Below are 24,704 nucleotides of genomic sequence, written 5' to 3'. Positions count from 1 at the left end.
GCGCACCGATGACGGAATAGCGTCATCATCGGTGCGCGGCGGTGGAGGCAGGGGGATGAAATTATTCTGGGGCCTGCCAGGCTCCGGCAATCAACGCATGAGCAGTGCACGGCACCCAGCCGGTGCCGGGGTTGATCAGACGCAGATCGGAAGTGGCACCGGCAAGCGGAGTGGCGACAAACGCCGGAGAGTACGATCGGCTGTCGAGCAGCGTCGCTAACAGCGGGAATTCGCTGTCAATGCCGATTTCGTAGCCTCCGGCAACTGTCACGGGGGCGATGCCGAACGCGTCCCATACATAACCATGATCGGCGTATTGTGCGGACGTTACAAAGTAACCGCCGGGCGTTGCAGGGGATTGCGCTGTCCACCAGTCGTAGATGCGGGCGGGATCGGCCGCTCGTACGACTCCCCGCACTCGGCCAGCATCACATGCCGCAGCAATCCTGGCGGAATGCTGCGCATGAAACCTCTGCACAAGCTCAAAGCTCATTTTTTGTAGCCGATAGCGATCCACGCGGGGCGTGGGGTCCAGGCCGCACGACTCAATCAAAATCCCAAGAGCGTTTCGCAGCACAGCCGTCCGGGCAAGGGTAGGGTTGGGGTCGGGGGCCAGTGTAAATTGACGCCCAGACCACCCGGGGTATGTGTTTGCCATCGCAATCAATTCCTGCTCCAACCGCGCTTGCAGTCGCTCGATTTCAGGGGCCACCATCGGGTGAACTCCGCGCAGGTACTCAATACGGGTTCCTGCGGTACCTGCCTGCTCGTGCGAATCGATCACGATTCCTGGGCGATGCTCCGTAATCATCCGCTGTATCAGACGCCCCTCGGGGGACAGCAGCGCGCAGTGATCCCGGTTTATATCCACCCCATCTGCATTACCCCGAGTACCGTTGGGCAGACCCGGCTTCGGGAGCCCGTCTGGATTAGCGGTCGGGATGACGTAGATGCGGTGCTGGTCGAGATATGCCAGCACCGCCGGGTCGCTGGTCGTTGCCCACTCTCGCAACAACACCAACAACGCCTCGCGCCCCGCAACCTCTGGGCCATGCTGCTGACCGACTAGCAGCATGGCCCCCTTGGGTGCGTCCTGCGACGTCGACACCTCGAAAACGCGCACCGGGAGCCCCCCCGCACTGAGTTGCGCAGTATGCAGGCGCACCCGGGGGCCGAGTGCGACCACAGCGTCGAGATACGCCATCTCCTCCGCCAGCGGCGTCCACTCGGCGTACCCCCCCAGCTCGAATGCAGTTTGCAGGCTCATGCCCCGGCCCCAATGGGTGCGACATTACCCCCGTATGCAATGGCAACATAGTCCACGAGCCCCTCATAATTTCCCGAGGCAGATGTCACACCAGCATACCCACTCACGACACCGTTATCAGTTGCTGTGAGCACCGACGCTGTACTCTCGTCCGCGCCAGCAAGCCAGATTGACCCCGTGATTTCGGAGCCAACCGCCCGCAGGCGCATCATGACGACCGCCGCCGCCGCTTTGACCGCAGACGACAGCTCAGACGGGAGCACGAGGGTTGCCAGGGTGGTACTGACGTTGCCCTGGAATTTCGTGAGAGTGATCTCAGCCGGGCTCGTGCTACGCACATTGAGTAAATACCCTGCCCGTGATGTGCCTATTTTGCTGGCGCGGACGATCAGTCCGATTGCGTTTTGGTTCAGGTTCGCGGGGGCCGGGCGGATGACGCGCGCCAGCATATCCTGGTCTGTTTCAGCCCCGAGCCGCTCGAATACAATCACCCCGCGCGCAGTACCTCCCGGCCCGACAAACCGCAGGACACGCCCCGAGGAGAGGGGGTGCTCGGCGATCTCCACCGGCGCATACGCAGCCGCCCAATATTGCGCAAACTCATCTGCAGGCACGGGGCCAAGGGGTTGCGACGCAAATGTTTCGACCAGGGGGACATGCACGCGGGGAATTTTGATCCACTGGTCGTACTGCGACCCTGTCCACGCGGGGGGATCATCCCAGCCGATCAGGATCAACGGCCCCGGGTGATTCGGCCGCTCGATGGGCCACCCTTTATTGGGCTCCTGCCGCAGCGCAAACGGCAGCGCAAGGGCCGAGTCCGAGCTGATGCCGCCGCCGCCGCCCTCGCCAGGCATAACGACCGGCACCAGCAGCTGCTCGCCCGGCCCGATCAACCCCATCACCGACCCATCGTTATCCAGCGCCCAGTCCGCCGACTGCCGCGCCTGATGTTTGCGCCGGAACGCCTCACTCATGCTCCACCTCGCGCACGCTCAGCAGCGGCTCTGCACGCACGGCCGCGAGCTGCTCATCGCTCAGATCGCCGGCAAACACCCGGACAACCTCCGGCGGCCAGAACCGCCCGGCACGCCACACCCCGCGCAGGCGCGTGCAGCGTACCGTCATGACCGGCGCCGCTGCCTCGGGCGCCGGCTCGGGCACGGCGATCTCGGCTACGGCAGTAACGGCTTTCTTGCTCATCGTGGGCTCCATGTCTGGTGCAAGGGGCTAAACCAACCAGGTCGCCGGTTATCCAACCCCTTGCCCGAGGTTTCCGGCCGAAGGCAGTCACTGGGCTCCCGGCGGGCAGCGGCTGCCAGCCGCCCGCGATCAACGCCCCAGGGGGGGGGGAGGTATGCGTTACGACAACCAGGGGCAGACCAGCACCTGGGCGGTGTTGCGGTAGATGTTGCTGGCGCCGGCGGCGTTGGCTTCGGCCTGCACCAACTTCAGCGCAGCGCCCTCCAGGCTGGGCGGCACGATCAGCAGCGCGGGTTTGACGCCCAGCGGGCGCCCCTCGTCGCTCTTCATGTTCATGAGCGCAACGCGGGCGGCGGCGTAGTTTGTCTCGTCCAGCGTCTGCGCGCTGCGCATTGCCATCTGCCAAAAGCCGAACCCCACATTGCAGCGCGCATCAACGCCGTAGCGGTATTCGTCGCGCATGAAGACGGCCTCGTCCTTCTCGTCCGTCATGGCCTTCAGCGCATAGTCGCGGCGGCGCTGGAAGATCAGCGGCTTCAGCGGCCGGCTGTTGTCGAGCAGGAACCATGGCGTGCCGGAGCCGCCCAGGTTGTTGCTGACGACGCCACTGCCAACCGGATGGTCGGTGTCGAAGAAGTACTGGCCGTCGTAGCATGGCGTGGTGTGGCCCGCGGCCAGCAGCGCGAAGACCAGCTCGTCCGGGTGAGAGGCTGCGGCATAGCCCATCTCGGCAAACAGCGGCGTCAGCACGCCGTAGGTGTCGTCCTCGATGTCGTCACGCGGCACGCCCACCGAGCTCTCGAACTTCCTGTTCGTCAGCTGGTAGCCGGACGCCTGCAGGTTCTTGATGTGCCGGTCGCCGATCCATTCGCGCAACTGGGGCCACTGGCCCAGCCAGGCGTAATCCTCCGTTTTGGTGGCGCTGGGCACCAGCGTGGCGATCTTCCCCCAGGACGGCGCCACACCAGAAAACGCCTGAGAGAACGCCGTTTTGAACCCGGTGTAGACGGAATTGAGGTTTTCGCGGTTGACGATCATTAACGTATCTCCAATGGAGGAATCAGATTTCGACCCACACGCCGTCGGCGTCGACGTCGCGCACCTTGCCGGCGATGGATCGAGTGTTGCTGGCGCTGGTCTTCGCCACGGTCTGGTCATCGACGACGTAGCAATCGGCACCGATGTCGGCCAGCGCGACCAGGTCCGCCGCCGCACTGTTTGCAAAGCGGAAGCATCCGCGGCGCACCTTGACGCGGATGGCGCCGGCCGCGCCGGCCGAGTTGTCGGCCACGTCGCGGGCGATGCCCACGCACTTGAGCCCGGTTGCGGTGGCGCCCTTGGTGGCCAGGCTGCTGGCGTTGATGCACACCAGCGCGCCGCCGAAAATTTTGGTTGCCGCCGCGACGGGGAATTCGAAGTCCTCCGCCGTGCGGTACGGAGTGTTGCGGTCTGCAGTCTGCGCGGCCATGTCACGCTCCCTTGTGCTTCAGGAATTCATCGGCAGAGATGCCCATGGCCTTGCACACGGCCAGCTCGCTGTCAGTCAGCTTGCCGGCCACCGGCTTGCCCATGTCCTTGCCGTCGGTCTGCATGCCCTTCAGCGCCGCAATGGCGGGCGCGCTGGCAACGTAGGCGCGCAGCGCGGCGATGTCCTTCTTGCCCAGGTCCGCCGCCCACTGGCGCTGGGCCTCGGTGAGCTTGCCTTCGGCCATGGCCCCGTCGATCAGCCGGCCGGACTCGTCGTCATTGACGCGCGCCGACAGCGCGGCGATCTGCAACTGCATGGCCTGCATGGTTTCGACCGGCACGAACTTGGCCGGGTCCGGCGTGGCCGGCGGGGCGGCCTTCAGCGCCGCAAGTTCGGCCTGGCCGGTGTCGGCCTTGGCCTTCAGTGCGGCGACGCCGGCCAGGGCATCGGTTTCGCTCGTCGCTTCGGGCAGACCGAGCGCGGCAAGCAGCTTTTTGAGCAGGTCCATCTGGGGATCCTCCTGTGTGGTGTGGGGGCGATAACGCGCGGACAGCGCCGCGCTGATGGGCTCGTCGATGGCGGGCACATTGGTCAGCGCAGCGTGGTACAGATCGAGCGGCTCCCCGGTGTCGGGGTCCGCAGGAAAAACCGGGGAGAGGTAACGCAACAGGTCCGCTTCGAGCAGCTCGGCCGTGTCGCCCACCCACTTGACGCGGCCGTACAGGCCGGGCTCGGCGCCATCGGGGCGGTATTCCAGCGAGCGCGGATCGACCCAGCCCGCGGCGATCACGCGCTGGCCGTTGCGCTCGCTGAGCAGCGCCTGGTGCTCGAAGTCGATGAGGATGTCCGCCGACCGGTTGCGGTTTGCGGCAATGACACGCGCCGCAGACTGCGGCGTAAGCCGCCACGGCCCGGCGCCTTCCATCGCCCCGCGCGGGGCGTGGAATTCACCGTCCGGAATCAGGCGGATGTATTCCTGCCCCGGATACACGCGCAGCGTGCAAACGGCCAAGGCGGGATGGGAGGCAGCAGAGAGGGCGACGCGGACTGTGTGATCCATGGCGCCGATGATCGGCGCCGGGCGGGGTCAGGCGGGGGGTGAAACTATTCGGAGGGCGATGACAGCCTAGAATTCATGCTCCACCAGCCCCCTCTCAAGCGCGTACAGTTTGAAGCAGATATAAGGCTTATTGCCTGGGTCAATTGAGAACGCGGCCTTCTTGCCGTCAGCGAACTCGACCGCTACGAGCGCATTATGCTTATTTCCACCGGCAAGCGCGCCGGCGACCAGGCCAATGCCACCGAGCAGCAAAGCGCCTGCACCGGCTGCAACAGATGCCCCGAGAAAAGACTTGACCTGCTCTTGCCCCATCTCGGTGAGCTTCACGACATCAGATGGAGCGTATCTTTGCTTGGGCATGGAGAAGCTGAAGCCCTGGAACTTGTCCGCTTTGGGGCCAAGCCACAGAACGCCAAAATGGATACTTCCATTGCCGATGTAGTCTCCGCCTATGCATTTAATGGGCTGCGCTGCCATCCTTCCTCCAAATATCAAGGCATGTGATTTTGTTGCCAGCAGCCTGACGGCAGGCGACGGCAGACCCGAGCCGAGCGAGATGCAAAATGACTCTGGGATTCAATTTTATTCGACGGCTTGCTCTTGTGCCAAATAGCGCGCAAAATCCAATCGCTGCCGCACCAACGGCAGCACGAGCTTGGCAGCTCGGAACTCTACGGCGCATGAACGCCGCAATCCTTTTCATCAGGAAGCGGCTTTTTTGTGCGCAGCGCTCGCACGCCTGATTATGATGTCAATGGGCGGGCCGAGCGGGGACGCCTTCGGGCGTGCCGGCTCCGTAGGGCCGGTCTGCCAACCTCGCCCGGTTCCGTCCGCCCTCTTGGCAGGGGGTGGCGGGAATACAACCGCATCCTACGGAGGTTCATCATGAGCCAAAGCGCGCCTGCAACGCCCCTTCTCCCTTCAAACATCTGGTACGACACGTGCGCCAGCATCAGCGCTGCCCGCGCGGTGGCTTCGGCGCTGACCGATTTCTTGCCATGCACACGCGACCCCGTGCTCAATAAGCAGATCGATCACCTGGGCGACCTGATCGGTGCCGTGGCTGTCTGCCTGGACGATGCCCGCCGGCACCTCGACGCGCTTTACCCCCATTGCGACCGTAAAGGAGCGCTGCCGTGAGCGAACGAATCGCCTGCCTCTCCGTTGCCGCGCTCTTCGATGGCGACCACAACCATCCTGACATCCCCCGGTTCATCAGAGCGTTCGGGGCTGCGATCTACGCGGGGGAGGGCAAAAAACCGCAATTCATGAGCGCGCTCAACATCACTACCGACATGCCCTTGCGACTGATGGTCGGCGTGCCGGTGAAGTCGCTGACCCGGCCGCAGCGGCTGCTGGCGGAAACGGCTGTCTCGCTGGTGCTCGGCCGCGACTTGGGGGATACGCGCAACCTGTGGGGCGCCGGCAACAGCTGGCGGCCGAAGAATCCAGGCCGCACCCCTGCGCCTGTAACTTCGTCCCGGCTGGATCATGAATGGATGCTGTCTCTCGGTATTGCGAAGACGGTCTGGGAGAAAGAGGTGCTATTCGGGCCGATCATGACTGCCGGCACCCACAACCAGGAAACGACGGTCATGCGCCAAGTGCTCGCGCTCGGTGCGTATGGGTTTGCAGACCCGTACCAGTTCTTTACCGCCGACACTCCCGCGCAGAAGTCAAACAGTAACTCCCAGTAACGCGGCAGGAGAGGAAAACACCCTCAAGGTGATACCTACCCCTACCCGCACATCAAAAGGCCCGCTACGGGCCTTTTTTACATCACCCGGAAAAATACCGCTCCAACACATCCAGCATCCGCTGCACGTCCTCTTCGTCCGCGCCCAGGAACGGCCGCCCCGGGATGCTGCCGTCTTTGCTACCGAAGTGCAGCACGGCCGCGCCGCCATCCCAGTCGCCCGCAAAGCGGTTGGTGCCGACGAACAGGCTGTCGCCGGCAACCTCGTAACGAATGGTGCCCTGCAGGATGCCGCTGGCGACCAATGGCTTTTTACTCATCGCCCGGCCGGCGCCCTTTTTCGACAGCCGGCCATCCTTGCGGTAGTTGCCGCTGGTCTGCTCCAGGTAGCCCATGATCGTCGCCATGCTGTTGGGCGCCCAGCGCGTGCCGTCGGGGCCGGTGCTGGTCTCGAAGCGGCGCTTGATGGATTCCACCAGGTCTTCGCCCATCTCGCGCAGCGGCGCGTCCAGCCCGCCGGGGCCGAGTTGCCGCAGCAGCGCATCGAGCCGGGCGACGACCGGGGCGATGTCCAGCTCGACGGTGATGCGGTCGGTCATGACTGCGGCGCCGGCGGCAGCGTGACCACGGCCTGGCGGAAGGCGTCGGCCAGCGGTGCGGGCAGCGCCGCGGCCTTGGTGTCGATGAGCTGGCGCAGCGCGTCGGCCGCGCTGGCGCCGGGCGCGTAGGCCCAGCCCTTGTCGATGCCGGCCGGGGCGCCGGTGGCGGGCAAGACCAGCTCCCAGCCATCGCCAAGGTCGGTCATGTCGCCCGGGCGCGGTGCGGCCACGGCCACGACATAGCAGCGGCAGCCCCAGCCGTTTGGCGGGAAAAACTGCCGCCAAAACGGGTGCGTGTGGTGCAGCGTCAGCCGGCGGTCGCCCCACAGTTTGTGCAGCGGGCGCGGGTTGGCGACGCTGTCGCTGTGTACATAGCGCCAGTACGGGCGCACGGCGAGCAACTGGTGGTTGGTCAGTTGCGCCCAGCGGCCGGCGGCGTAGCTGGTGCGCAGGTTGGTCTCGTAGATGACGCGGGTGCGCCAGGCCTGGCCGGCGCGGGTGCCCTCGCCGGTCCAGCCAGTCCAGCCGCGCTCGGCAACGATGCGGCGGAAATCCTTGCGGAACGTCTCCAGGCTGGTGCCGGTGGCGATGGCCTTGTCGATGGCCGTGCGCAGGTCATCGAGCAAGTCGGCCGCGGTGGCGCCGGCCACGACAAACGCGCGGTCGTGCGCCGCTTGCCAGATGTCGTCCCAGCGGCCTGTGGGCAGGTTGAGCTTGGCGCGGAAAAACGCGATCTGCTCGACGAAGGGCAGCGCGAAAGCGGCCTCGAAGCGCGTGCGGTCCATCGTCAAGCCCTCGCTGGCCGAGCGTCAGCGGCCATCTTCAACCTCGCTGCGCCCGGCCAGTTCGGCGACGGCCAGGGCCGAGGCCAGCACCTGCACCAGATCGACCTGCGGCAGGTCCGCGTAGCGGGCCAGCAGCTGCTCGCGGAACGCCTCCAGGCTCTCCGCCTGGTCGAGCATGGCCTGGATCTGCTCAAGCCAGGCCAGGATGCTGGCCTCGGCCTGGGCGCCCAGCGCGGGCGTGGCGAGGTCCGCGGCGTCGGGCGTGGGGCGCGCGGTGCCCGCGGCCAGTGCGGCCACCTGGCGCCACGCGCCGCGCAATGCGGCCGCGGGGGCGGGCGGCACGTCGGGGCCGGCCGGGTCTGCCGGCGGGGCGGCCGGGGCGCTGTCGGTAAACACCGGCTCGCCCTCGGCCGCTTCGGGGATGCGCAGTTTTTCGTGCACCCAGCTCACCGGGATGCGGGCGCCGCCGCGCGCCAGCGCGGGTAGCGCGGTGGCGTAGGCGGCCATGTCCTCGGCCTGGCCCAGGTCGAACACAAAGCGCGGGCAGCGGCGGTAGCTGTCGATGCCGCCGCCGTTGAGCACGAGCAGCGGATACACCAGGTCGCGCGTCAGCGTGCCGGCGAGCTGGCGCGCGTCGGACAACAGGATGTCGCGCCGCACATCGGCATGCAGGTCGGCCACGCCGCTACCCAGGCCGGTAGCCTTGGCCTCGGCGCTGAGCACTTGGCCCAGGATGGCCTTGCTCTGCGCGCCGTCGGCCCACTGCACCATGTTCAAGTGGTGGCTGCCCTCGCCGCCGCCGGTGATCTTCTGGATCTCCAGGCTCATGCCGTCGGGCATGATGGCGCGGGCGTCGTGGCCCAGGGCCGACACCGCCCGCATCAGGCTGGACTTTTCCTCCGCGCTGGCGCCGGCCATGTATTTGCCGACGATGATGGGCAGGCCGTAGGTTTCCAGGAACTCGGCAAAATCGCCGATCGAATACGCTTTGTACAAAAACGGCCACACCAGCACGCGGTGTAGCCCCATGCGGCCCAGGTAGCCCGTCTTGACCTTGGTGTGCTGGTGCATGATCCAGCCCATGCTGAGCGGCTCGCTGCCGTCCGGGCTGCCGTCGTTGAGCCGCAGCGCGCGCCGGTCCTGCGACAGCCGGAACCAGGTCTGCGGGCGCGGGTGAAACGCGGGGATCCAGTCGTCGCCCCAGCGCTCCCACTGCAGCTCGATGGCGGCAAAGCCGTGGCCCACGCCATCCATCATGTTGAGGATGACGTCTTCCAGGTCGTCGACGGTATCGCGCAGCATGACCTCGACCCGCGCCGCGGCCTTTTTTTCGGCACGGCTGGCGTTACTGGGCGGCTCGATGCTCCAGTCCAGCCCCACCGCCGCGCTGGCGCGCTTGTCGAACTCGCAGCGCAGGTGCGCGTCGCGGTCGTACATGTCGTCGAACAGCTGGTGCTGGGCGATGATGTCGCCCTCGTCGGCCTGGCGCAGGATGCGCGCCGCGCGCGCCGGGGTGAGGCCGTCGAGCTGGCTCTGGATGACGGTATGCGCCAGCGTGGCGACACGCGCGGTCTGCGGCTCGCGCAGCAGGCCGGTGTCGATGTGGTTGCCGTGTTGGTCGAGGATTTTCATGGGCGGCGGGTATCGGCAAAGCTCGGTTGGCGCGGCCGCCACCAGCCGCAGGCAGCGGATAGCGGCAGCGCGCGCAGGCAGGCGGTGCGGGCAGTGTCAGCGGTGTGCAGGGTGACGAGATGGACGCAGCGCTGGCAGCACGCCGGCGCCGGGCTGGCGGGGGTGCTCATATCGACAGTTCCCCGGCGGGCAGTGGGATGAAGCCGGCCTCAAAGGCGTCGAGGTCGCATACGTGGACGGTGTGCTCATCGTCGGCCGGGCAGTAGATGGCAACCAGCGCCGCGCCGCGGCCGGGGGTGGTGTCGGTACCGTGCGCCAGCAGGCGGACGGCGGCGCCGGTTTTCAGGTTGCGATAGAGCATCAAATCTCTTCCTCTTCTTCGGGAGGCGGGGCAATAGCCGCGACAAGCGCGCGGACCGCATTCACGATGTCCTCAATCTCGAATTCATTGCGGTCATCGCCAATGGCATACCTGATGCTGTGGACGCCTCGCTCCCACCGATCCTTGCGGACGACCTTCCCGTCGCGCCGGAACTCGTAGTCTTTCGGGTCCGCATCCCGGAATTCGGGCATGCGGAAGTCGCGCTCGGTTACTTCCCTGCTCATCAAAACATCCTCCTCGAATCCCGCCCGCCCCAGTCATCGCCGCTGCCCCGGCTGGCGCCGTGCCGGCCCAGGCTGCGGAAGCCTTCCACGCCGCCGCACATGGTGGTAGCGGCCATCCACAGCATCTGCAGCGCATCCGGGCCGTCGTCGTGGTCGGCCTTGGGGAAGTGACGGAGCTGGTCGATCAGCGTGGTCTGGCTGGGGTGCAGGCGGATCAGGCCGTTCTTGACGTGGGGCTGGATAGACTCGATGCGCAGCAGCTTGTCGCTGATGGGCTGCACGCCGCGCGCCGGCACGGGGATGCCGCGCGCGGCGGCGCGCTTGACCAGCTCGCTGTACAGGAAAGCCTGGAACTGCACCGTTTCGATGACCCACAGCAGGCAGCGGTATTCCGCCTGGTAGGCGATCACGTCTTCGATGATGCGGTCCGGCAGGCGCTTCTTGATGGCGGCCTCGACCACGTCGAGCACGCCGGTCTGGCGGTTGAGGCCGCCCACCAGCAGCGCGGACGGGTCGCGGCTGGCGCCGGCCTTGCCGAGCGAGGGATCGCAGGCGCCGAAGAAGACCCACTCGGCCAGCCGATTGACCCAGAACTGGATGATGCCGGCGAAGGGGGCGTTGTCGCCGGCGACGGGGTCGTTCTGGTACTCGCTGTCGAACGTGTCGTGGCCGTCGCGGGCGCGGATCTTCATCAGCGCCAGCAGCTGGCGCGCGGCCCAGCTCACCCGGGCGCCGCGTTCCATGTCGGCGGCGTGCGCCTGGTAGAAGGCGTCGGCTTCATCCATGCCCTGGTTGCGCAGGATTTCTTCCCAGCGGTCCCACAGCGTCATGTTGTCCGGCCACTGCAGCAGCGCCTTGAAGCGCGCCGTGCGCCACATGGTGTTCGCCAGCGTGCGCGAGAGCACCGAGTCGTAGTGCAGGATGGTGCCGATATACACCACGTCGAACTTGGCATCCGCACCGCCCAGCGGCAGCACCGTCTTCGTGAGCCAGCCATGCAGCTTGTCGCGCTGGTCGGGGTTCCGCACCTGTTCATCGTTCTCGATGTCGTCGAGCACGCACAAGTCGGGCCGGTAGGGGCCGTGGCGCAGGCCGCGCAGCTTTTTGCCGGAGCCGGCCACCTGCACCTTGGCGTTGTTGGCGGTGACGATGGTGCCGGCCTGCCACACGCGGCCCTGGCCGGTGGCTTCGGGGAAGTCCATCTGCAGGCGCGGGTTGAATTCCAGCTCGGCCTTGATGGCTTCGAGCATCGGGTACGCCTGGTCGATGCTGTCCATGACGACAACCGGGTAGCGCTTGCGGGCAGTGACCAGGCACCACAGCACAAAGAGCTGAGACACCAGCGTGGATTTGGCCTCGCCGCGGGGCGCGGCAATCGCGTCCGTCTCACCCTTGGGGCTGGCGACGATCTCCGGCAGGCGGGTGAACAGGTAACGGTGCAGCTCGCTCTTGTGCGGGCTGCGCACGTAGTGCGGGAAGTAGGCGCCGATGAAAAACTCGAAATCGTCCCACGCCTGTTTGCGACGCTTTTGGCACTGCGCCGGGTCCGGGTCGAAGCCGGTGACCTCGGCCTCGATGCGCGTGCGCAGGGTGGCGGCGAGGTTGGCGAGGTCGGCGAGGAAGGATTTACGGGTGCTGGTGGTCATCAGAACAACGCACGCCACAGGGCGCGCCCAAGTGCAGACGTAAACGGGCACTCCGCCATGTGGCGGCGCAGCGCGGCGCGGCGGCGCTTATCCATACGCCCTCGCAATCTCATCTCCGAACGGCTCCAGCAGCTCGACAAACTCCCCCGCCAGCGCCGGCTTGCGCTTGGCGACGTATTCGCCCAGGCGCTGGATCACGTCCATGGCCACGGCGAGCTTGTCGGTTTCGGGCATCAGCCGCTTGGAGACGGCCATCAGCTTGTTGTAGGCGTCGGCCAGGCTGGCGAGCAGCTGCACCTTGGTGGCCGGGTCCATGTCCTCGGCGGCCTGGATGCTTTCCACCGTGGCCTGCACCTGCTGCACCACCACAGCCAGCGTCTGACGCACCACGTCCTCGATGCCGCCCCCGGCGATCATCTGGGCGCCGCGCGCCTTGTCCCAGTCATCGCCCGCGCGCTTGGCTTCGCTCTTCCAGCGGCGGGCGGTGGCGACGGGCACGTCGTGCTTGACGGCGGCGATTTCCAGCCCGAGCTGGTCGAAGACAAACGCGGCGCGCACGGCGCGGCGGGTTTCGTCAGGGTGCGCCATCGTCATCCCGCTCCCAGCCAGGGATGGCCGCAGCCACGGTGTGAGATGCCCCCTCGGCCCACTCACCCATGCCGCGGAGACTCCACAGCAGCATGAGCAGCGGCGCGCGCACGAGCAGCACACCAGGCGTGCGCCGTATGTTGGTCCATGTCGGCAACCACATCACGCCTCCCCCGGCATCGCCGCCCGATCCATGACCACATCCCGCCCGCGCTCGGTCAGCGTGGCGGCATCGCCGGCGCGGGCGAGCAGGCCGACGTCGTCGAGCCACAGGATGTCGCCGCGCACTTTGTCGACAGTGGCGACCTGGCCGTGGGTGGCTTCAAGCTCGTCGCGCAGGCGGCGGGCGCTCAGGGTCTGGCCGGCGGCGAAATACAGCAGGGCCAGGATGGCGCGGCGGCGGATGCGCTCGGCTTCGCGCTGGGCGATGGTGCTCATTGCAGCCCCCTTTCGGTGATGCGGCTCATCAGCGTGCGCAGCGTCTGGTCGATGCCGCGCAGGCTGCCCTTGACCTCGGCCAGGTCGTTGGCCGTGGTGTTGATGCGGGCGTAGATTTTTTCCAGGTCCTCGTCCGTGGGCACGCGCGCCAGGTCGGCGTCGACGCGGCCCAGGCGCGTGGCGTGGTCGGCCAGGGTGTGCTCGATCTTGTCGAGCCGGTCGGTGATGTCGGTCTGGCGCGCGTGGCTGTCTGCGCGGTGGGCGGCGAGCTGGTCGCGCAGCATGTTGCCGTACTGCTGCAGCAGGCTGCGGCCCATGGCCCACAGCACGCCGCCCAGTGCCGACAGCACGGCGGCGATCAGCATCATGGTGAGGTAGTTGATTTCGATGATCATGCGGTTTCCGGGGTGGCGATGTCGATTTCGCGCTCGACGCCGTGGCGCTGCATCAGCACGGTGTGCACCCCTAGCCTGCGCAGTTCGGCGGCCAGGTTGAGCAACGTGGGTTTGTCGAGCGTGCCGTGCGCGCCGAACACGCGCGCGCGGCCGTCGCCAAGCATGAACACGCTGAACACCAGCTCGAACGGCGCCTGCTGCGCCCAGCCGTCGGGCTGGGTGTAGCCGCGGCCGACATACAGAACGGGGTCGAGGGCAATGTGCAGGGCCATGGCGTTACTCGCTATCGGCGGGCTGGGCGTGCCAGCGGATCAGGGCGTCGAGGCGGCGGGCGCACTCGGCGTACTGTGCGCCGGCGTCGATGGCCCAGTGTGAGACGTCGGCATCGGTGGCAACGCGGCCGGCATCGGCAGCAGCAGCGCCGCTGGCGGGCGCGGGCACATGCACTGATAGACCGGGGGCGCGGTCGAGCAGGCGCAGAGCAGGCTCGCGCAGGCAAGCGCGGCCGTCGGTAACGCGGGGGATGTCATGGTGCAGTTCCTGCGAGTGGGATTCGGCCGCCAGCCGGGCGGCGGCAAGCTCCAGCGTGAGCAAGTCGCCGCGCTCGACCGCGTCGAGCAGTTTCCGGCTGGCGTGCTCGGCCGCTGTTGCGAGACCGCGGGCGTACTGCGCGCGCAGGGCGTCGACGTCGCGCTGGCCAACCTGGTAGCCCAGCCAGGCGCACAGGGCGGCGCCGAGGATCAGCGCGAGCAAACCTGCGAGATCGGCGAGGTATTCGGGCTTCATTGTGGGTAGCCGTCCATGCACAGGCGGTATTCCTGCGCCCGGCGCTTGACCAGGCCCGGCAGGCGCTGGCCGCCGGCGTAGGTCCAGCGCAGGATTTCGGCGCAGGCGCCGGGGTAGTCGGGCGGCGCGGCGCGCAGCTTTTTGACGAGCGTGGAGCCGCAGAATGCGCCGGTGCCAATGTTGTAGGCCAGGCTGGCGTAGGCGTCAAACTCGTGCTGGTACAGCGGCACGTCGCCGATGCAGCGCGCGGCGTCGCGCGCGTGCGCCTGGGCGTCCGCCGCCAGGCGCTGCACGGCGCGGACGGGGTCGGTGCGGTCGGACATGGCCACGCCGGCGGTGGCGCCGAATCCGATGGTGGGAACGCCCACGCTGTCGCGGTAGGCGGCAGCACGGTAGCCCTCGTAGCCCGCCAGGCTGGCGACCAGTGCCGCGCTGGCGACGAGACCGATGGCCGGCTTACGCATGGCGGGCCTCGCGCCAGCGCGGCGGGTCGAAGCGGCACGCCGCGTGCGGCGACGTGTAGTGCCCGACGGGCTGATGCGCGCACCGCCCCCAGCCCAGGGCGACCATGCGGTCATCGGGCGGGCGGGTGAAGTGGATGCAGCGGGAGCATGGGCGGCCGGATTTCATGGCCGCATGATGCGGCGGGGCTACCGCGCGCCGGAGGGTGAATCAGTTCGAGGGGGAATGAGAACCGCCGCGTACCCGCTGAGCAGCGGGCAGAGGCGGCGGCCGTATTGTGGCGAGGCGCCTAGTCTGGCGCTGGCACCTCATTGTAAGCCTGCTGGGCGGCATCCAGGCACAACTGGATGGCGCCCGCGAGGTCGGCGGCAAGGTTGCTCTCGTCCACCGTGCAGCCGGGACCGGGCGTGCACTCGATCAGCACCTGGGCCACGGCGCGCGCGCTGGCCAGGCCGCTCGCCACACCGGTCCAGCTCTTATAGGCGTCGGAAATGCTCATTGGCTCATCTCCTCCACCTGTCCGGCCAGCATGCCGATGACGGTGAAAATATCGTACACGATGGTATCGGCCAGCCTCTGATCAGGCAGGCCGCTGCCGGTTTGCACAAGCTCGGCAGCCGTGGAGAGCGAGCGGATGCAGCCGCCGATGCGGGCCGCTTCGGCGAGCAGGCCGGAGAGTTGTTCGCGGGAGACGTGTTCGCACATGGCTCAGCCCTCCAGCGCCAGTTCGCCCTGGCCGGCCGGGTCGGCCGGGCCATGCTCGCCGCCGCGGCCGTTGCGGGCGCGGAAGACGATCTGGCGGATGTAGTTGCGCGTCTTGCCGGTGGCCCGCGCGATTTCGTCGCGCGGCATGCCTTCGGCCTCCATGCGCAGCACGGCGTCGATGCCGTCCTGCACCGCCTGGGCGTGCTGGGCGTTGCGCACCGCGGCCACTTCGCGTAGCGCCGCAAGCTGCCCGCGCTGCGCGGCGATGTGCCCGCGCCGGGCGGCGTCGAGCTTGCGGTACAGGTCCAGGATCATGCCGCTTTGGGTGCGCAGTTCGTCGCGCAGGGCGCCGATCTCGCGGGCGAGGTCGAGGCTGGCAGGCATGGCGGGCTGGCCGTAGGCGCCGGTGCGGCGGATGCTGGGGAGGACTTCGGCGGTGATCCAGCGGCGGAAGGCCTTGGCCGAATCTTTGCGACTGCGGAAGGTCGCGGCGTAGATGCCGGACTCGTTGACGGTCAGCATGCGCTGCGTGCCACCAGGGGTAGGCACTTCTGCCGACCCTTTGTCCTCGTCATCAACGCACCGCGTCATGTCTCGGGCGTCCTGGAATCCGAGAGCGCGGGCTACGTCAGCAGCGACGGCGATGAACGATTGACCATCATCGGTCGGGAACACGCGCACGGCGTGAGTATGGAACTGGAAAACAGCGAGGGATTGAGCAGCCATAATGGCCTCCTAGCGGATTTGTTGAGTTGACCGCCCCTGTTGAGAGGGCGGCCGGGTGCTTCAACACTGCCGCTAGACAGCCCGCAGTTTTCCCCGCTTGTGCGGGTGTTGTATGGCTGCGCGCCACCCGGCCATAGGAAACCTATGGACGTAAAAAAGCCACGACTTTCGGGCGCGGGGCAGGCCGCTAGCGGATGGTGTGTTGAGCACCGCTGCGGAGTTTGCGCCCTATTTGGCATAGCTGTCAAGACTACTGGTTCAGAGATATGGAGCCGTAGTAACGATCATTTTGCCGTCGAAAGCGCTGCACGTAATTGTCATTGCGGCATCGTTTGTCCAGAGCTTGACCGTGTACATCACGCTCGTATTTACAACGGTGATGACGGGATAAGCGCCGCGCAAGGGCTTCGTTACGGCATCTGCAGCAACGATACATGCGTCAAAACTCATGGCATCCACCTTTGTCGAGACGGCCCCCTGCTCGGGAAAGCGCCCATTGCCAACCATTTGCATTAGCTCGGCCCGCGTGTAGTGCGAACGCGCGCTATAACGTGATTCACTTGGGGACAGCGGGACCGGCAGGGAGCGGTCACCATCCTCCTCGACCTCCGCTTCTTTCTCCGCCTCCGCACGCAGCCGCGCATACTCCGCCTCGACCTCGCGGCGCATTTCCTCGGGACTCTGCTCGACCGCTGCACGGCTTGCCGCGCGAGCGGCTGGTTGACTGGGAACGGGGCACGGCATCTGCGAATACACCGTTTTTCCGCCCTCGGTGCACTTGTACACCTGCGCCACTGCCGGCGCGGACAGTCCGGCGAAGACGAAGGCGATGATGATGGATTTCATGGCTTCCCCCTTTTGATGAACCGTGGATTTTGCCATCAGAACATTCCTGCCTGCCCGGCCCGTTATCAAACGCCGTGGCCGGCTTCACACGCCGCCACGCCGTGGCCGGTGATGCGGTAGCGGTTGCCGTCGCGGCGGACGTGGCCGAGTTCTTCGAGCACGGACAGGGCGAATTCGACCTCGCCCAGCGCCTGGCGCAGGTCGAAGAGGCTGACCCAGCCGCCGCGCGGGGCGGCTTCGCGGTCGGCATACAGGTGGGTGAGTACCTGCTGGCGCAGGGTGGCGTTGTGTTTCATGGCAAGGCTCCTGTGGTGTCGGTTCAGAACAGCCCCATCTGCCCACCCGCTTCCAGCACCTGCCCGTCGGCATCGTCCGGCCGCTTCATCACCATGCTGACCCAGCGCGTGGTGCAGTCGAACTCCAGCGCGATCTCTTCGAGCGTGGCGCCTGCGTCGCAGCGGGCCTTCATGGCGCGCATGCGGGCGCGGGCGATGGCGAGCTTGCATTTGGGGATGTAGAGGATGTCGTCGGCGTACTCGGCGACGATGCGCGCGGCGCCGCGCTGGCCGACGATTTCGGACAGGCGTTCGAAGCGGGCCGCGCCGGCGGGGTTGTTGGCCGCGCCCTTGGGCACCGGGAAGGGGATGCCGCCCATCTCGCGGATCAGCGCCTCGGCCTTGGCCCAGCCGACCAGGCGCACCAGGTCTTGCGCGGTGGCGGGCAGGTCGGATTCCAGAATGGGGAGTGCGCGGCGCTTCATGGTTTACTTGCCTGCGATCTTGTACTGCAGCGTGCGGTTGAGCACGCCGACGATGTTCTTGAGCGCCGCCGCATCGGCAAAATCCACGCACTCGGCCCAGCCGTTGCGCTTTGCGATGGCGTCTGCGTACTTGAGTGTATGCACCTGGCCGGTGACGCGGTGCAGCTCGGCGAGCAGTGCATCGATCTTGCCGAGCAGCGGGGCGCGGTCGGCGCTGGGTGTGCTGCGCTTGCGGCCGGCGTAGCCCTGCTTGCCGCGGTTGAGGTGGTCGAGCACCTCGCCGAGCTGGCCGATGGTGCAGTCGGCCAGGCTGGCGCAGCCGGTGATGTTGCGCACGAGCTGGCGGCGGGCGCCGTCATCCAGCCCAGCGGCCTTGCAGGCGGCGAATATGGCACGGCGACGCAGCGCGATGCGGTCTGCGGGAGATTGGGCGGGCATGCTCATTCGTCCTCGATGGGCATGAGCCATTGCAGGATGGCGGCGATCAGGTCGGCGATGCGTTCGAGCAGTGGCATGGTTGTCTCCTGTGGTCGTTACCAGACTCGCCGGATGGCCCGCCCGCGTTACCGGGCAGGCCATCGAGCCAGGCGGGTCAAGCGTTGAGCAGATCGGTAAGCGCCTTGCTGGCCGAAAACTTCACGCCCGTGCGTGCGGGGATGCTCACCGGCGCGCCGGTCTGCGGGTTGCGGCCCGTGCGTGCGGCCCGCTCGGTGGTTTTGAGTTTGCCAAGGCCAGGGAGGACGGCTTCGCGCTCGATGTAAGCATCGCCGCCGGCCAGGTGGTCGCCGATGACGGCGGCTTGCGCATCGAGCACGGCGCCGATGGTGGTTTTGTTGGTGCCGAGCCGTCCGTGGATGGCGTCGATCAGTGCAGCTTTGTTCATGGTGTTGCTCCGTTGGTCGTGGGGGGTTGCCGGTTCCCGGCGCCCTTTGCGGCTTTCGCCAAGGCGGGCCTTTGCTTTTTCCGTGCCGGCTGGTTCCGATATGTGCCCGTCGGTTTCCTGCGGTAATGCGGTTATTTGTTGGCGAGGCGCAGCGGCTGCCGTGTGATCGCCTTGGCGGTGCGGCGGCTGGCGGGTGCGGGGGAGGAAACGCCGTCGGGCATCACGACCTGGCTGGGTTCGATGAACCTCAGCTCCACGTTCGGTGCCTCACCGACGACGTAGTTACGGACACAACCCGAGAAGTCCCAGTCGCATTCAACGGCTTCGCTCATCAGTTCGAGCAGCTTGGTGGCCTTGGCACGGGACAGCAGGTAGGTTTTGTAGCCAATGGTGACCACAGCGAGGGGGGCGGAAGCCATTACGCTGCCTCCTTCGCTTTCGCCTTGGCCTTGCCCTTGCGCACCGCGGGCTTGTCCTCTTCGCCATGCCGCCGGATGGCGTCGGCGATGAGTGCCTGGGCGAGCTTTTCGACGTCGGCGGCGCCGATGGTGACGAAGGGGTTGTCGGCGCCGGTGATGCGGTTGATGCCCAACTTCTGGTGCGCGGCGGCGGGCAGTTGCGCCAGGGCGTCGAGGACGAGCGTCTCTTCGGTGCGGATGAGCAGGTCGGCCTGGGCCGGCAGCAGTGCGCGGATGCGCTTGATGAGGGCGGCGTCGTCGCCCCAATCGAGCGAGTCTTCGGCCTTGCGGTAGCCGGCGCGCACGCCGTTGACGTTGATGCTGCGCGGCTTGTCGAAGAGCTGCGGGGCGGCGTCGAGCAGGTTGAGCAGCGCGCGGTGGGCGGCGGCCTCTTCTTCGGCGGCGGCGTCCATGCCGGCGCGGTGGCGGTCGTAGATGGGCTGGACGGCGGCCTTGATTTCGTCCTGGCACAGGGCGGCGCGGGCCGTGGTGGCCATGTGCGCGACGGCCAGGCGGTCGGCCGCGGCGCGGATGTCGTCGAGGGTGGGGATGTGCATGTCTGCGGGCTCCGGTGGGTTACACGCCGACGATGCGGCGCAGGGTTGCCAGGGCGCGGTGCCCGGCGGGGGTGAGGGTGTAGAGGTGCGGGCCGTTGCTGCCCTTTCGCTCATGCGTGTGCTCGATCCAGCCGCGGTCGGCCAGCCCTTTTGCGATGAGTTTCGCTGTGCTCGGATTGATGATGTCGTCGCCGCAGACGCGGGCGTGGTCGCGCATCTGCTGGACACTGCACGGCGCGGCGGCGCGGGCGGCATCGAGCATCCAGGTGCAGTGCGCGGCGCGTTGCGCGGTGGTGCGGCGCCCGAACAGTTCGCGCGCCTCGTCGCCGGCGCTCTGGCCCAGCGCTTTTTCGGCGCGGCGGCGCTCGATGTCGGCCGCGGCGGCATAGACCTGCTGCGCCAGCGAGGGGATGACGGAGGGGGCGAGGTTCATGATGTGTATTCCGTGACGGGGTTGCGGGATTTGCGGGTGAGGGCAAGAGCGGCCAGGCCGAGGCACACCAGGGCGGCAGACGCAGGTTCCGGCACGGTGCGGACGGGGCTGTAGCCGGGCGGCATGACTGCCGGCGGGGCAAGCCGCCGCGGGCGGCTGGCGGGGGCGTCGTCGTCCCAGCAATCCTTGCCCTGCCCGGTGCAGGGCGGCAGTTCGACGGCCGGGGCCAGGGGCAGCGGCGCGGGCGGCAGCGGCGCCACGTTGCGCGCCGGGCTGCGGTAGGCCAGTTCGGGCGGCATTACGGCGGCGGCATACATCGCCAGCGCTGCCATGGAGCCGGTGCCCAGCGCCAGCCCCAGCACGAACCACTTGATGCGCAGCCGGCGCAGGGTGCCGGGCGGCAGGCGGCGCATCATTGCGGCACCTCCTGCGTAGCCAGCAGACGGGCCAGGCGGCGGACGTCGGCAGGGGCGATCTGCATGATTTCGCCGTCGTCGATGATGACCAGGGCGCCGGTGCCGTCGAGCACGAAGCGCAGCTCGGCGCCGTCGTCGCACTGGCATTCCTGCACGATGTAGTCCTCGGCGGGGTAAAGGGGCGTGTTCATGGCCGGGTCTCCTGCAGGGCGAGCATTTCGGCCACGGCAGCGGGGTCGGGCTGCAGGCCGCAGGCGATGCGGACATGCTCGACCGCATCGCCTGCACGGCGCGCGGCGGCGCGCCAGTGCTCGACCTCAGATTGGGTGGTCTCCAGTGCGACAACCAGGCCGAGGCCGAAGGCGATGACGAGGGGCAGCAGGATGCGGCCGCTGATGTCGTGGAGACGGTCGAAGAAGGCGTTCATTGCGGGGACTCCGGATTGATGGGGTTGTGAGGGCAGCGGCGGCAGGCCCGCCAGTGCGGTACGTCGGCGGCGGCAATGGCGCCATAGGCACGTCCGGCATAGGCGGCGCATTCGGCGGGCGCGAGGCTGGCAAGCAGGTGCGGGCAGTCGATGCGGGCATAGGTGGCGAGCACTTTGGTAGCGAGCCGCCCGGTGTCGCCGTAGCTGCCCGAGAGCACGCGGCTGATGGCCGGGCGGCTGTAGCCCAGGCGTTCGGCCACGCCGGCTTTGCCGCGCGGGTCGGCGTCGACGGCCTGACGCAGCAGGGAGAGCCAGTCGCTCATTGCGCGCCCTCCGCCGGAGGCGGCAGCACTTCGCCGCTGTTGGGGTCGTACACCGTGCCGTGGCGCTGCCGGCATACTGGAGCCAGCCGGCCGAGGTCCCGCTTGAGGCGCCACACCACATGCCCGCGCGACTGTGGTGCGGCGCCAGGCACGCGGCGCGCGGTGCGCTCGACCACGCCGGCCTTTTCCAACGCGCACAGATAGCGGCTCAGGTTGCCGTCGGCGTCGCGTTCGCTGCCGTCCGACAGGGTGTCCAGCAGTGTGGCCACGGTGAACTTGCGCGCGTTGCGCATCACCCACCAGGCGCGCTCGCGCAGGCCGGTGGTGCGTGCCACGCGACGCCGCTCGGGGCGGTCGGTGAGCTGCCGGCCCGATGCCAGCCAGTCCCGTCCGGCGGAGGTGATGCGGTACAGGCCGCGCGCGGGCGTCTCCACCAGGTGGCGCCGCCGCAGGATCAGCGCCGCCGTGGTGATGACGTTGGGCGCGCGCGCCATGCGCTCGGCCAGCTCGGCGCGGGCGCCGGTGCCGTCGGGCAGCGCGGCGAGCAGGGCCAGCAGCGGCTGGGCGATCGGGCGCTTTGTGGCGCGCATCAGAGCCGCCCCCCGCGCTTCGTCAGCCTGGCGTGGAAGTCCTCGCACAGCGGGGCGCCCTTCATGTCGGCCAGGCTGATGGTGTTCTGCCCGTTGTGCCGCGCCACTGCCTCGCAGCGGGAGATTGCCTGCATCACCAGCCGCATGCGGGCGCCCGTCTCGTGATGGATGCGGGCGATCAGGTCGTCGGCAAAGGTCACGCCTTCTGCGAGCTGGGCGCAGGCGGCGGCCACGTCCGGCAGGCCCGAGGGTTTGAACTCCACCGACCAGGTGATGCGGCTGGCAAGCTGGCCGATGCGTGACAGCGTGGCGTAGTGCTGTTCCATCATCACCATCACCATCACCGTGCCGCTTTTGTCGGTGATGGCGCGCAGGCGCTCCAGGGCGGCGGCGTTCTTGGCGAGGGCATAGCCCGCTTCATCGACGATGATGGGGATCTCGTGTTCGGCGATCAGTTCGCCGATGCGCGCCTCGTAGCCGCGCTCGACCGGCACCGACAGCGCGGCGGCGAGTTCGCGCATGGCGCAGCCGGGCGTCCAGTTCGGGTAGGCCGTCAGTTGAGCCGCGCCCACCTCGGCGGCCCAGTTCATCACCGTGGTGGTCTTGCCTTCGCCGGGCCGGCCCGAGACGAGCATCAGGCCCGATTCAGCCGCGCCGCGGCTCTCAAGCATGGCAATGCCGGTTCGGAACCGCCGGGCGTTCTCGGTTTTTACAAAAAGCCGTTTCATCGTCTAAACTCCTGCGTGTTGTGTGTTTCACAAGGGCTGTCGGGAGAGCGGCAACTCACCCGGCGGCCCGTTTAAAAGACGGCCTGTGGCCGTTTTCTTCGTCCTCGGCGTCGACCAGGTCGCCGTACAGGTACAGCGACAGGTCGAACGGCTCGGCCTCGGGCTTGGCTTCGGCCTTGGCTTCGGCCTCGGGCGTAACCGGCGCCGGCTCATCGAGTTCGGGTAACGGCAGGGGGTTGGCACGGGCCGCCGCTTCGGCCTCGATGCGTGCAGCCTCGGCGCGCTCGTAGGCGTCGCCGTGCAGCTCCATCGACAGGTCGAACACCGGTACCGCCGGTTCGGCCGGAGCCACATCCAGCACTGCGCCCAGTTCGGCCTGTGCTTCGGCGATGATCTTTTCGCCGCGCCGGATCTTTCCCGCTGCGCGTTGGGCACGCAGTTGGTCCATCTTCGGGATCGGGAAGGCGGCTTCGCGGTGGCCGTCCCAACGCGCTTCACCCAGATACACGCCGTCCATCGTCAGCAGCCACACCCGGGCGGCGTCGTGCAGGTCGTAGCGCACGCGCACGCGGGCGCCCTCGGGCAGCGTTCCCACCAGTTCGCCCTTGCAATAGGTATTGCCGAACAGGCTCACCCGGCCGCGCTGCGGCGTGCGTACCACCTCGGGCATCCACAGCGCGGCAAGCTCCGCATCCGAGGGGCCGAACACGATCGAGTCGCGGTCCAGCCGCGCCTGGTATTCGTCCTCGGGGGCGTTGCCGTCCAGCTCACGATGGGCGTGGTGCAGGTTGTATTCATCGACCACCCGCGCCACGTCGTCCAACAACTGCCGGAAGGTGGGGATGGCGATGCCGCCCTGGTCCTTGCGGTTCAAGAGCTTCAGCATCCTGGTGGTGGCGTTCTCGTCCGCCCCGCGCCAAGTGCAGGTGGGGTAGGTGCGCGCCAGCGGGATCAGCGTCACCTGCCACAGCCGTTCGATGATTCCGCGCGCCTGCGGGTTACCAGGGATACCCGTCTCGTGGGCGATGCCCTGGCGCGCCAGCGTGCCCGCCACCGGGCAGTCGATCGTCTTGCCGGTCTGCCCGCTGCCGTTGTCGCTGTAATAGACCAGCGGCCGCGCGCGGGTCACCTGCTGCGCATGCCGAAACGCGTCCGACACCGCCACCGTCGACTCGGCCAGCGCCACGCTCCAACCCACGATCTTGCGGCTCACCCAGTCGATGATCACTGTGATCTCGGGCGCGAAGGGTTGGCCGTGGATCGGGTGCTGCACCTTGGCTTTGAAGCTGTGGCCGTCACCTACCCAGATGTCGTTACTGTGGAACATCGACACATCGCGTTCGATGTAGGGCTTGAGCGCCCGCCATTCGCTGCCCGTCACGCGCCCGCGGTACTTCACCGTCACCGGAAGACTGTTCTCGATGCGTGTCACGGTGGCGTAGCTGGGCGCCTGCAGACCCTTTTCGGCCAGATAGGGCACCATCTTCCGATAGGCCTCGCTCACCGGCGGGCGGGTAGGGCGGCAGAAAAAGAACAGGAAGGCCGCCACATGCACCGGATCGTGGCCGGTCTTTTCCTTCTTGCCCGGCACCAGGTACAGCCCCACGTCGCCGGCCAGCCGGCCCTGCTCGTAGAAGGCCATCATCCGCTGCAGCCGGCCGATCTGCGCCGTCACGCCGCCCAGCAGGCCGCTGTCCTTGCGCGGCTTCAGGTAGGTGCGCAGCGCCGCATCCTGCAGTTCGGGGCGCGCATCGCCCGCCACCAGGCGTTCGGCCAGTTCGGCGCAGGCGCGTTTCGTCGAGCAGTCGGCTGCCGCCATCGCCGCCTCCACGGCACGGCACAGGATCAGCGCCGCGTCCTGGTAGGCTCGCCCACCGTCGTCCATCTGCACCACCGCCGCCGACTTGCGCACCTGGCCGCGCACGACCACGACATCGCCCGGCGCTTTCACCGCCGGCAGGGCACGTGCCGCCGGCACGGGCAGTGCCTCGCTCGTGCCCGCCGCATCCATCGCCAGGCCGAGGATATGTTTCTGTGTCTCGTCAGGCAGGGCGATGAGGGCGTATTCGATGCCCTTTCCTCGCTCTTTTGAGCGACTTGACCACAAATTTTTTTGCGCAGCCTTTTTTACGCCGCGATCTGTCGACGGCATCCCCGGCAGTCCTGCCAGTTCTTGGGCGCTGTACCAGCCTTTGCTCGGATCAAGCATGGTCGTGCTCCC

Annotated in this window: 40 protein-coding genes; 2 read left to right on the top strand and 38 right to left on the bottom strand. The window is 67.6% G+C overall.

What is annotated here, in order from left to right; translation table 11 throughout:
• Positions 1–61 precede the first annotated feature (61 nt).
• The 7 genes from TBU01S_RS00685 to TBU01S_RS00655 all read right to left on the bottom strand — a co-directional run bounded on the left by TBU01S_RS00685 (position 62) and on the right by TBU01S_RS00655 (position 5,475).
• Positions 62–1,267 carry a M14 family zinc carboxypeptidase gene (locus tag TBU01S_RS00685; protein ID WP_068634714.1) on the bottom strand — a complete coding sequence of 402 codons (1,206 nt, stop codon included), beginning with the start codon at positions 1,265–1,267 and terminating at the stop codon, positions 62–64.
• A complete protein-coding gene (locus tag TBU01S_RS00680; protein WP_068634713.1) occupies positions 1,264–2,244 on the bottom strand; it encodes a hypothetical protein in 981 nt (326 codons plus the stop codon). The genes TBU01S_RS00685 and TBU01S_RS00680 overlap by 4 nt, the downstream gene beginning before the upstream one ends.
• Positions 2,237–2,470, bottom strand: a complete 234-nt coding sequence (locus TBU01S_RS00675) for an HI1506-related protein (RefSeq protein WP_068634712.1) — start codon at positions 2,468–2,470, stop codon at positions 2,237–2,239. The genes TBU01S_RS00680 and TBU01S_RS00675 overlap by 8 nt, the downstream gene beginning before the upstream one ends.
• A 159-nt stretch (positions 2,471–2,629) precedes the next feature.
• The gene (locus TBU01S_RS00670; RefSeq protein WP_068634711.1) at positions 2,630–3,508 is read right to left on the bottom strand and encodes a Mu-like prophage major head subunit gpT family protein; all 879 of its coding nucleotides are present in this window, start codon (positions 3,506–3,508) and stop codon (positions 2,630–2,632) included.
• Positions 3,509–3,530: 22 nt separating this feature from the next.
• Positions 3,531–3,938 carry a hypothetical protein gene (locus TBU01S_RS00665; RefSeq protein ID WP_068634710.1) on the bottom strand — a complete coding sequence of 136 codons (408 nt, stop codon included), beginning with the start codon at positions 3,936–3,938 and terminating at the stop codon, positions 3,531–3,533.
• 1 nt (position 3,939) lies between these two features.
• Positions 3,940–4,998, bottom strand: a complete 1,059-nt coding sequence (locus TBU01S_RS00660) for a phage protease (RefSeq protein WP_083953392.1) — start codon at positions 4,996–4,998, stop codon at positions 3,940–3,942.
• A 66-nt stretch (positions 4,999–5,064) separates the two neighbouring features.
• Complete coding sequence (locus tag TBU01S_RS00655) at positions 5,065–5,475, bottom strand: hypothetical protein (RefSeq protein WP_068634709.1); 411 nt, start codon at positions 5,473–5,475, stop codon at positions 5,065–5,067.
• Between the two features lie 408 nt (positions 5,476–5,883).
• Between TBU01S_RS00655 and TBU01S_RS00650 the strand changes: the two genes are divergently transcribed.
• Entirely contained in the window at positions 5,884–6,138 is a 255-nt protein-coding gene (locus TBU01S_RS00650) for a hypothetical protein (RefSeq protein ID WP_068634708.1), read from the top strand.
• Entirely contained in the window at positions 6,135–6,695 is a 561-nt protein-coding gene (locus tag TBU01S_RS00645; RefSeq protein WP_068634707.1) for a hypothetical protein, read from the top strand. The genes TBU01S_RS00650 and TBU01S_RS00645 overlap by 4 nt, the downstream gene beginning before the upstream one ends.
• Before the next feature lie 82 nt (positions 6,696–6,777).
• Here TBU01S_RS00645 and TBU01S_RS00640 read toward each other — a convergent pair whose 3' ends face one another.
• From TBU01S_RS00640 to TBU01S_RS00495, 31 genes are all read right to left on the bottom strand, one after another.
• Positions 6,778–7,293, bottom strand: coding sequence for a phage virion morphogenesis protein (locus tag TBU01S_RS00640; protein ID WP_068634706.1), 516 nt, complete (start codon positions 7,291–7,293; stop codon positions 6,778–6,780).
• The gene (locus tag TBU01S_RS00635) at positions 7,290–8,078 is read right to left on the bottom strand and encodes a phage head morphogenesis protein (protein WP_068634705.1); all 789 of its coding nucleotides are present in this window, start codon (positions 8,076–8,078) and stop codon (positions 7,290–7,292) included. The genes TBU01S_RS00640 and TBU01S_RS00635 overlap by 4 nt, the downstream gene beginning before the upstream one ends.
• 24 nt (positions 8,079–8,102) lie before the next feature.
• Positions 8,103–9,710, bottom strand: coding sequence for a DUF935 domain-containing protein (locus TBU01S_RS00630; protein WP_068634704.1), 1,608 nt, complete (start codon positions 9,708–9,710; stop codon positions 8,103–8,105).
• Positions 9,707–9,880 (bottom strand): hypothetical protein, encoded by a 174-nt coding sequence (locus TBU01S_RS23655; RefSeq protein ID WP_157659064.1) that lies wholly within the window; start codon positions 9,878–9,880, stop codon positions 9,707–9,709. The genes TBU01S_RS00630 and TBU01S_RS23655 overlap by 4 nt, the downstream gene beginning before the upstream one ends.
• Entirely contained in the window at positions 9,877–10,071 is a 195-nt protein-coding gene (locus tag TBU01S_RS00625) for a hypothetical protein (protein ID WP_068634703.1), read from the bottom strand. Before TBU01S_RS00625 ends, TBU01S_RS23655 begins: the two co-directional genes overlap by 4 nt.
• On the bottom strand, positions 10,071–10,316 hold the full coding sequence (locus TBU01S_RS00620; protein ID WP_174524487.1) for a hypothetical protein: 246 nt from the start codon (positions 10,314–10,316) through the stop codon (positions 10,071–10,073). Before TBU01S_RS00620 ends, TBU01S_RS00625 begins: the two co-directional genes overlap by 1 nt.
• A complete protein-coding gene (terL, locus tag TBU01S_RS00615; protein WP_068634701.1) occupies positions 10,316–11,962 on the bottom strand; it encodes a phage terminase large subunit in 1,647 nt (548 codons plus the stop codon). Before terL ends, TBU01S_RS00620 begins: the two co-directional genes overlap by 1 nt.
• Before the next feature lie 87 nt (positions 11,963–12,049).
• Positions 12,050–12,550, bottom strand: a complete 501-nt coding sequence (locus tag TBU01S_RS00610) for a DUF1804 family protein (RefSeq protein ID WP_068634700.1) — start codon at positions 12,548–12,550, stop codon at positions 12,050–12,052.
• 162 nt (positions 12,551–12,712) lie between these two features.
• A complete protein-coding gene (locus tag TBU01S_RS00605; protein ID WP_068634699.1) occupies positions 12,713–12,988 on the bottom strand; it encodes a hypothetical protein in 276 nt (91 codons plus the stop codon).
• Positions 12,985–13,383, bottom strand: coding sequence for a hypothetical protein (locus tag TBU01S_RS00600; RefSeq protein WP_068634698.1), 399 nt, complete (start codon positions 13,381–13,383; stop codon positions 12,985–12,987). The genes TBU01S_RS00605 and TBU01S_RS00600 overlap by 4 nt, the downstream gene beginning before the upstream one ends.
• Complete coding sequence (locus TBU01S_RS00595) at positions 13,380–13,655, bottom strand: hypothetical protein (protein WP_068634697.1); 276 nt, start codon at positions 13,653–13,655, stop codon at positions 13,380–13,382. Before TBU01S_RS00595 ends, TBU01S_RS00600 begins: the two co-directional genes overlap by 4 nt.
• A gap of 4 nt (positions 13,656–13,659) precedes the next feature.
• Positions 13,660–14,169, bottom strand: coding sequence for a hypothetical protein (locus TBU01S_RS00590; RefSeq protein WP_068634696.1), 510 nt, complete (start codon positions 14,167–14,169; stop codon positions 13,660–13,662).
• The gene (locus TBU01S_RS00585; protein ID WP_068634695.1) at positions 14,166–14,633 is read right to left on the bottom strand and encodes a lysozyme; all 468 of its coding nucleotides are present in this window, start codon (positions 14,631–14,633) and stop codon (positions 14,166–14,168) included. Before TBU01S_RS00585 ends, TBU01S_RS00590 begins: the two co-directional genes overlap by 4 nt.
• A gap of 287 nt (positions 14,634–14,920) precedes the next feature.
• Positions 14,921–15,130, bottom strand: a complete 210-nt coding sequence (locus tag TBU01S_RS00580) for a hypothetical protein (RefSeq protein WP_068634694.1) — start codon at positions 15,128–15,130, stop codon at positions 14,921–14,923.
• Complete coding sequence (locus TBU01S_RS00575; protein ID WP_068634693.1) at positions 15,127–15,336, bottom strand: hypothetical protein; 210 nt, start codon at positions 15,334–15,336, stop codon at positions 15,127–15,129. Before TBU01S_RS00575 ends, TBU01S_RS00580 begins: the two co-directional genes overlap by 4 nt.
• Positions 15,337–15,339: 3 nt before the next feature.
• The gene (locus TBU01S_RS00570) at positions 15,340–16,062 is read right to left on the bottom strand and encodes a BRO family protein (protein WP_083953391.1); all 723 of its coding nucleotides are present in this window, start codon (positions 16,060–16,062) and stop codon (positions 15,340–15,342) included.
• 258 nt (positions 16,063–16,320) lie between these two features.
• On the bottom strand, positions 16,321–16,944 hold the full coding sequence (locus tag TBU01S_RS00565; RefSeq protein WP_068634691.1) for a DUF4124 domain-containing protein: 624 nt from the start codon (positions 16,942–16,944) through the stop codon (positions 16,321–16,323).
• A gap of 29 nt (positions 16,945–16,973) precedes the next feature.
• Positions 16,974–17,204, bottom strand: coding sequence for a hypothetical protein (locus TBU01S_RS00560; protein ID WP_068634690.1), 231 nt, complete (start codon positions 17,202–17,204; stop codon positions 16,974–16,976).
• A 23-nt stretch (positions 17,205–17,227) separates the two neighbouring features.
• On the bottom strand, positions 17,228–17,668 hold the full coding sequence (locus TBU01S_RS00555) for a Mor transcription activator family protein (RefSeq protein WP_068634689.1): 441 nt from the start codon (positions 17,666–17,668) through the stop codon (positions 17,228–17,230).
• Positions 17,669–17,671: 3 nt separating this feature from the next.
• On the bottom strand, positions 17,672–18,106 hold the full coding sequence (locus tag TBU01S_RS00550; protein WP_068634827.1) for a phage protein GemA/Gp16 family protein: 435 nt from the start codon (positions 18,104–18,106) through the stop codon (positions 17,672–17,674).
• Positions 18,107–18,260: 154 nt separating this feature from the next.
• Positions 18,261–18,551: an HU family DNA-binding protein gene (locus tag TBU01S_RS00545; RefSeq protein WP_068634688.1), complete on the bottom strand. Its 291-nt coding sequence runs from the start codon at positions 18,549–18,551 to the stop codon at positions 18,261–18,263.
• Between the two features lie 131 nt (positions 18,552–18,682).
• Positions 18,683–18,970, bottom strand: a complete 288-nt coding sequence (locus TBU01S_RS00540) for a hypothetical protein (RefSeq protein ID WP_068634687.1) — start codon at positions 18,968–18,970, stop codon at positions 18,683–18,685.
• Positions 18,970–19,566: a hypothetical protein gene (locus TBU01S_RS00535; protein WP_068634686.1), complete on the bottom strand. Its 597-nt coding sequence runs from the start codon at positions 19,564–19,566 to the stop codon at positions 18,970–18,972. The genes TBU01S_RS00540 and TBU01S_RS00535 overlap by 1 nt, the downstream gene beginning before the upstream one ends.
• Positions 19,567–19,585: 19 nt before the next feature.
• Positions 19,586–19,999, bottom strand: coding sequence for a hypothetical protein (locus TBU01S_RS00530; protein WP_068634685.1), 414 nt, complete (start codon positions 19,997–19,999; stop codon positions 19,586–19,588).
• Entirely contained in the window at positions 19,996–20,415 is a 420-nt protein-coding gene (locus TBU01S_RS23650; protein WP_068634684.1) for a PEP-CTERM sorting domain-containing protein, read from the bottom strand. The genes TBU01S_RS00530 and TBU01S_RS23650 overlap by 4 nt, the downstream gene beginning before the upstream one ends.
• Positions 20,412–20,606, bottom strand: a complete 195-nt coding sequence (locus TBU01S_RS23645; protein ID WP_068634683.1) for a hypothetical protein — start codon at positions 20,604–20,606, stop codon at positions 20,412–20,414. Before TBU01S_RS23645 ends, TBU01S_RS23650 begins: the two co-directional genes overlap by 4 nt.
• The gene (locus TBU01S_RS00515) at positions 20,603–20,842 is read right to left on the bottom strand and encodes a hypothetical protein (protein WP_068634682.1); all 240 of its coding nucleotides are present in this window, start codon (positions 20,840–20,842) and stop codon (positions 20,603–20,605) included. Before TBU01S_RS00515 ends, TBU01S_RS23645 begins: the two co-directional genes overlap by 4 nt.
• On the bottom strand, positions 20,839–21,165 hold the full coding sequence (locus TBU01S_RS00510) for a hypothetical protein (protein ID WP_068634681.1): 327 nt from the start codon (positions 21,163–21,165) through the stop codon (positions 20,839–20,841). The genes TBU01S_RS00515 and TBU01S_RS00510 overlap by 4 nt, the downstream gene beginning before the upstream one ends.
• Positions 21,162–21,755, bottom strand: a complete 594-nt coding sequence (locus TBU01S_RS00505) for a hypothetical protein (protein WP_068634680.1) — start codon at positions 21,753–21,755, stop codon at positions 21,162–21,164. The genes TBU01S_RS00510 and TBU01S_RS00505 overlap by 4 nt, the downstream gene beginning before the upstream one ends.
• Positions 21,755–22,426 (bottom strand): TniB family NTP-binding protein, encoded by a 672-nt coding sequence (locus TBU01S_RS00500; RefSeq protein WP_083953390.1) that lies wholly within the window; start codon positions 22,424–22,426, stop codon positions 21,755–21,757. Before TBU01S_RS00500 ends, TBU01S_RS00505 begins: the two co-directional genes overlap by 1 nt.
• Positions 22,427–22,538: 112 nt before the next feature.
• Complete coding sequence (locus TBU01S_RS00495) at positions 22,539–24,692, bottom strand: Mu transposase C-terminal domain-containing protein (RefSeq protein ID WP_157659063.1); 2,154 nt, start codon at positions 24,690–24,692, stop codon at positions 22,539–22,541.
• Positions 24,693–24,704: the final 12 nt, after the last annotated feature.

This window comes from Thauera butanivorans NBRC 103042, from assembly GCF_001591165.1.
GTDB classification, from domain to species: domain Bacteria; phylum Pseudomonadota; class Gammaproteobacteria; order Burkholderiales; family Rhodocyclaceae; genus Thauera; species Thauera butanivorans.
This window is presented reverse-complemented; position numbering and strand designations above follow the sequence as displayed.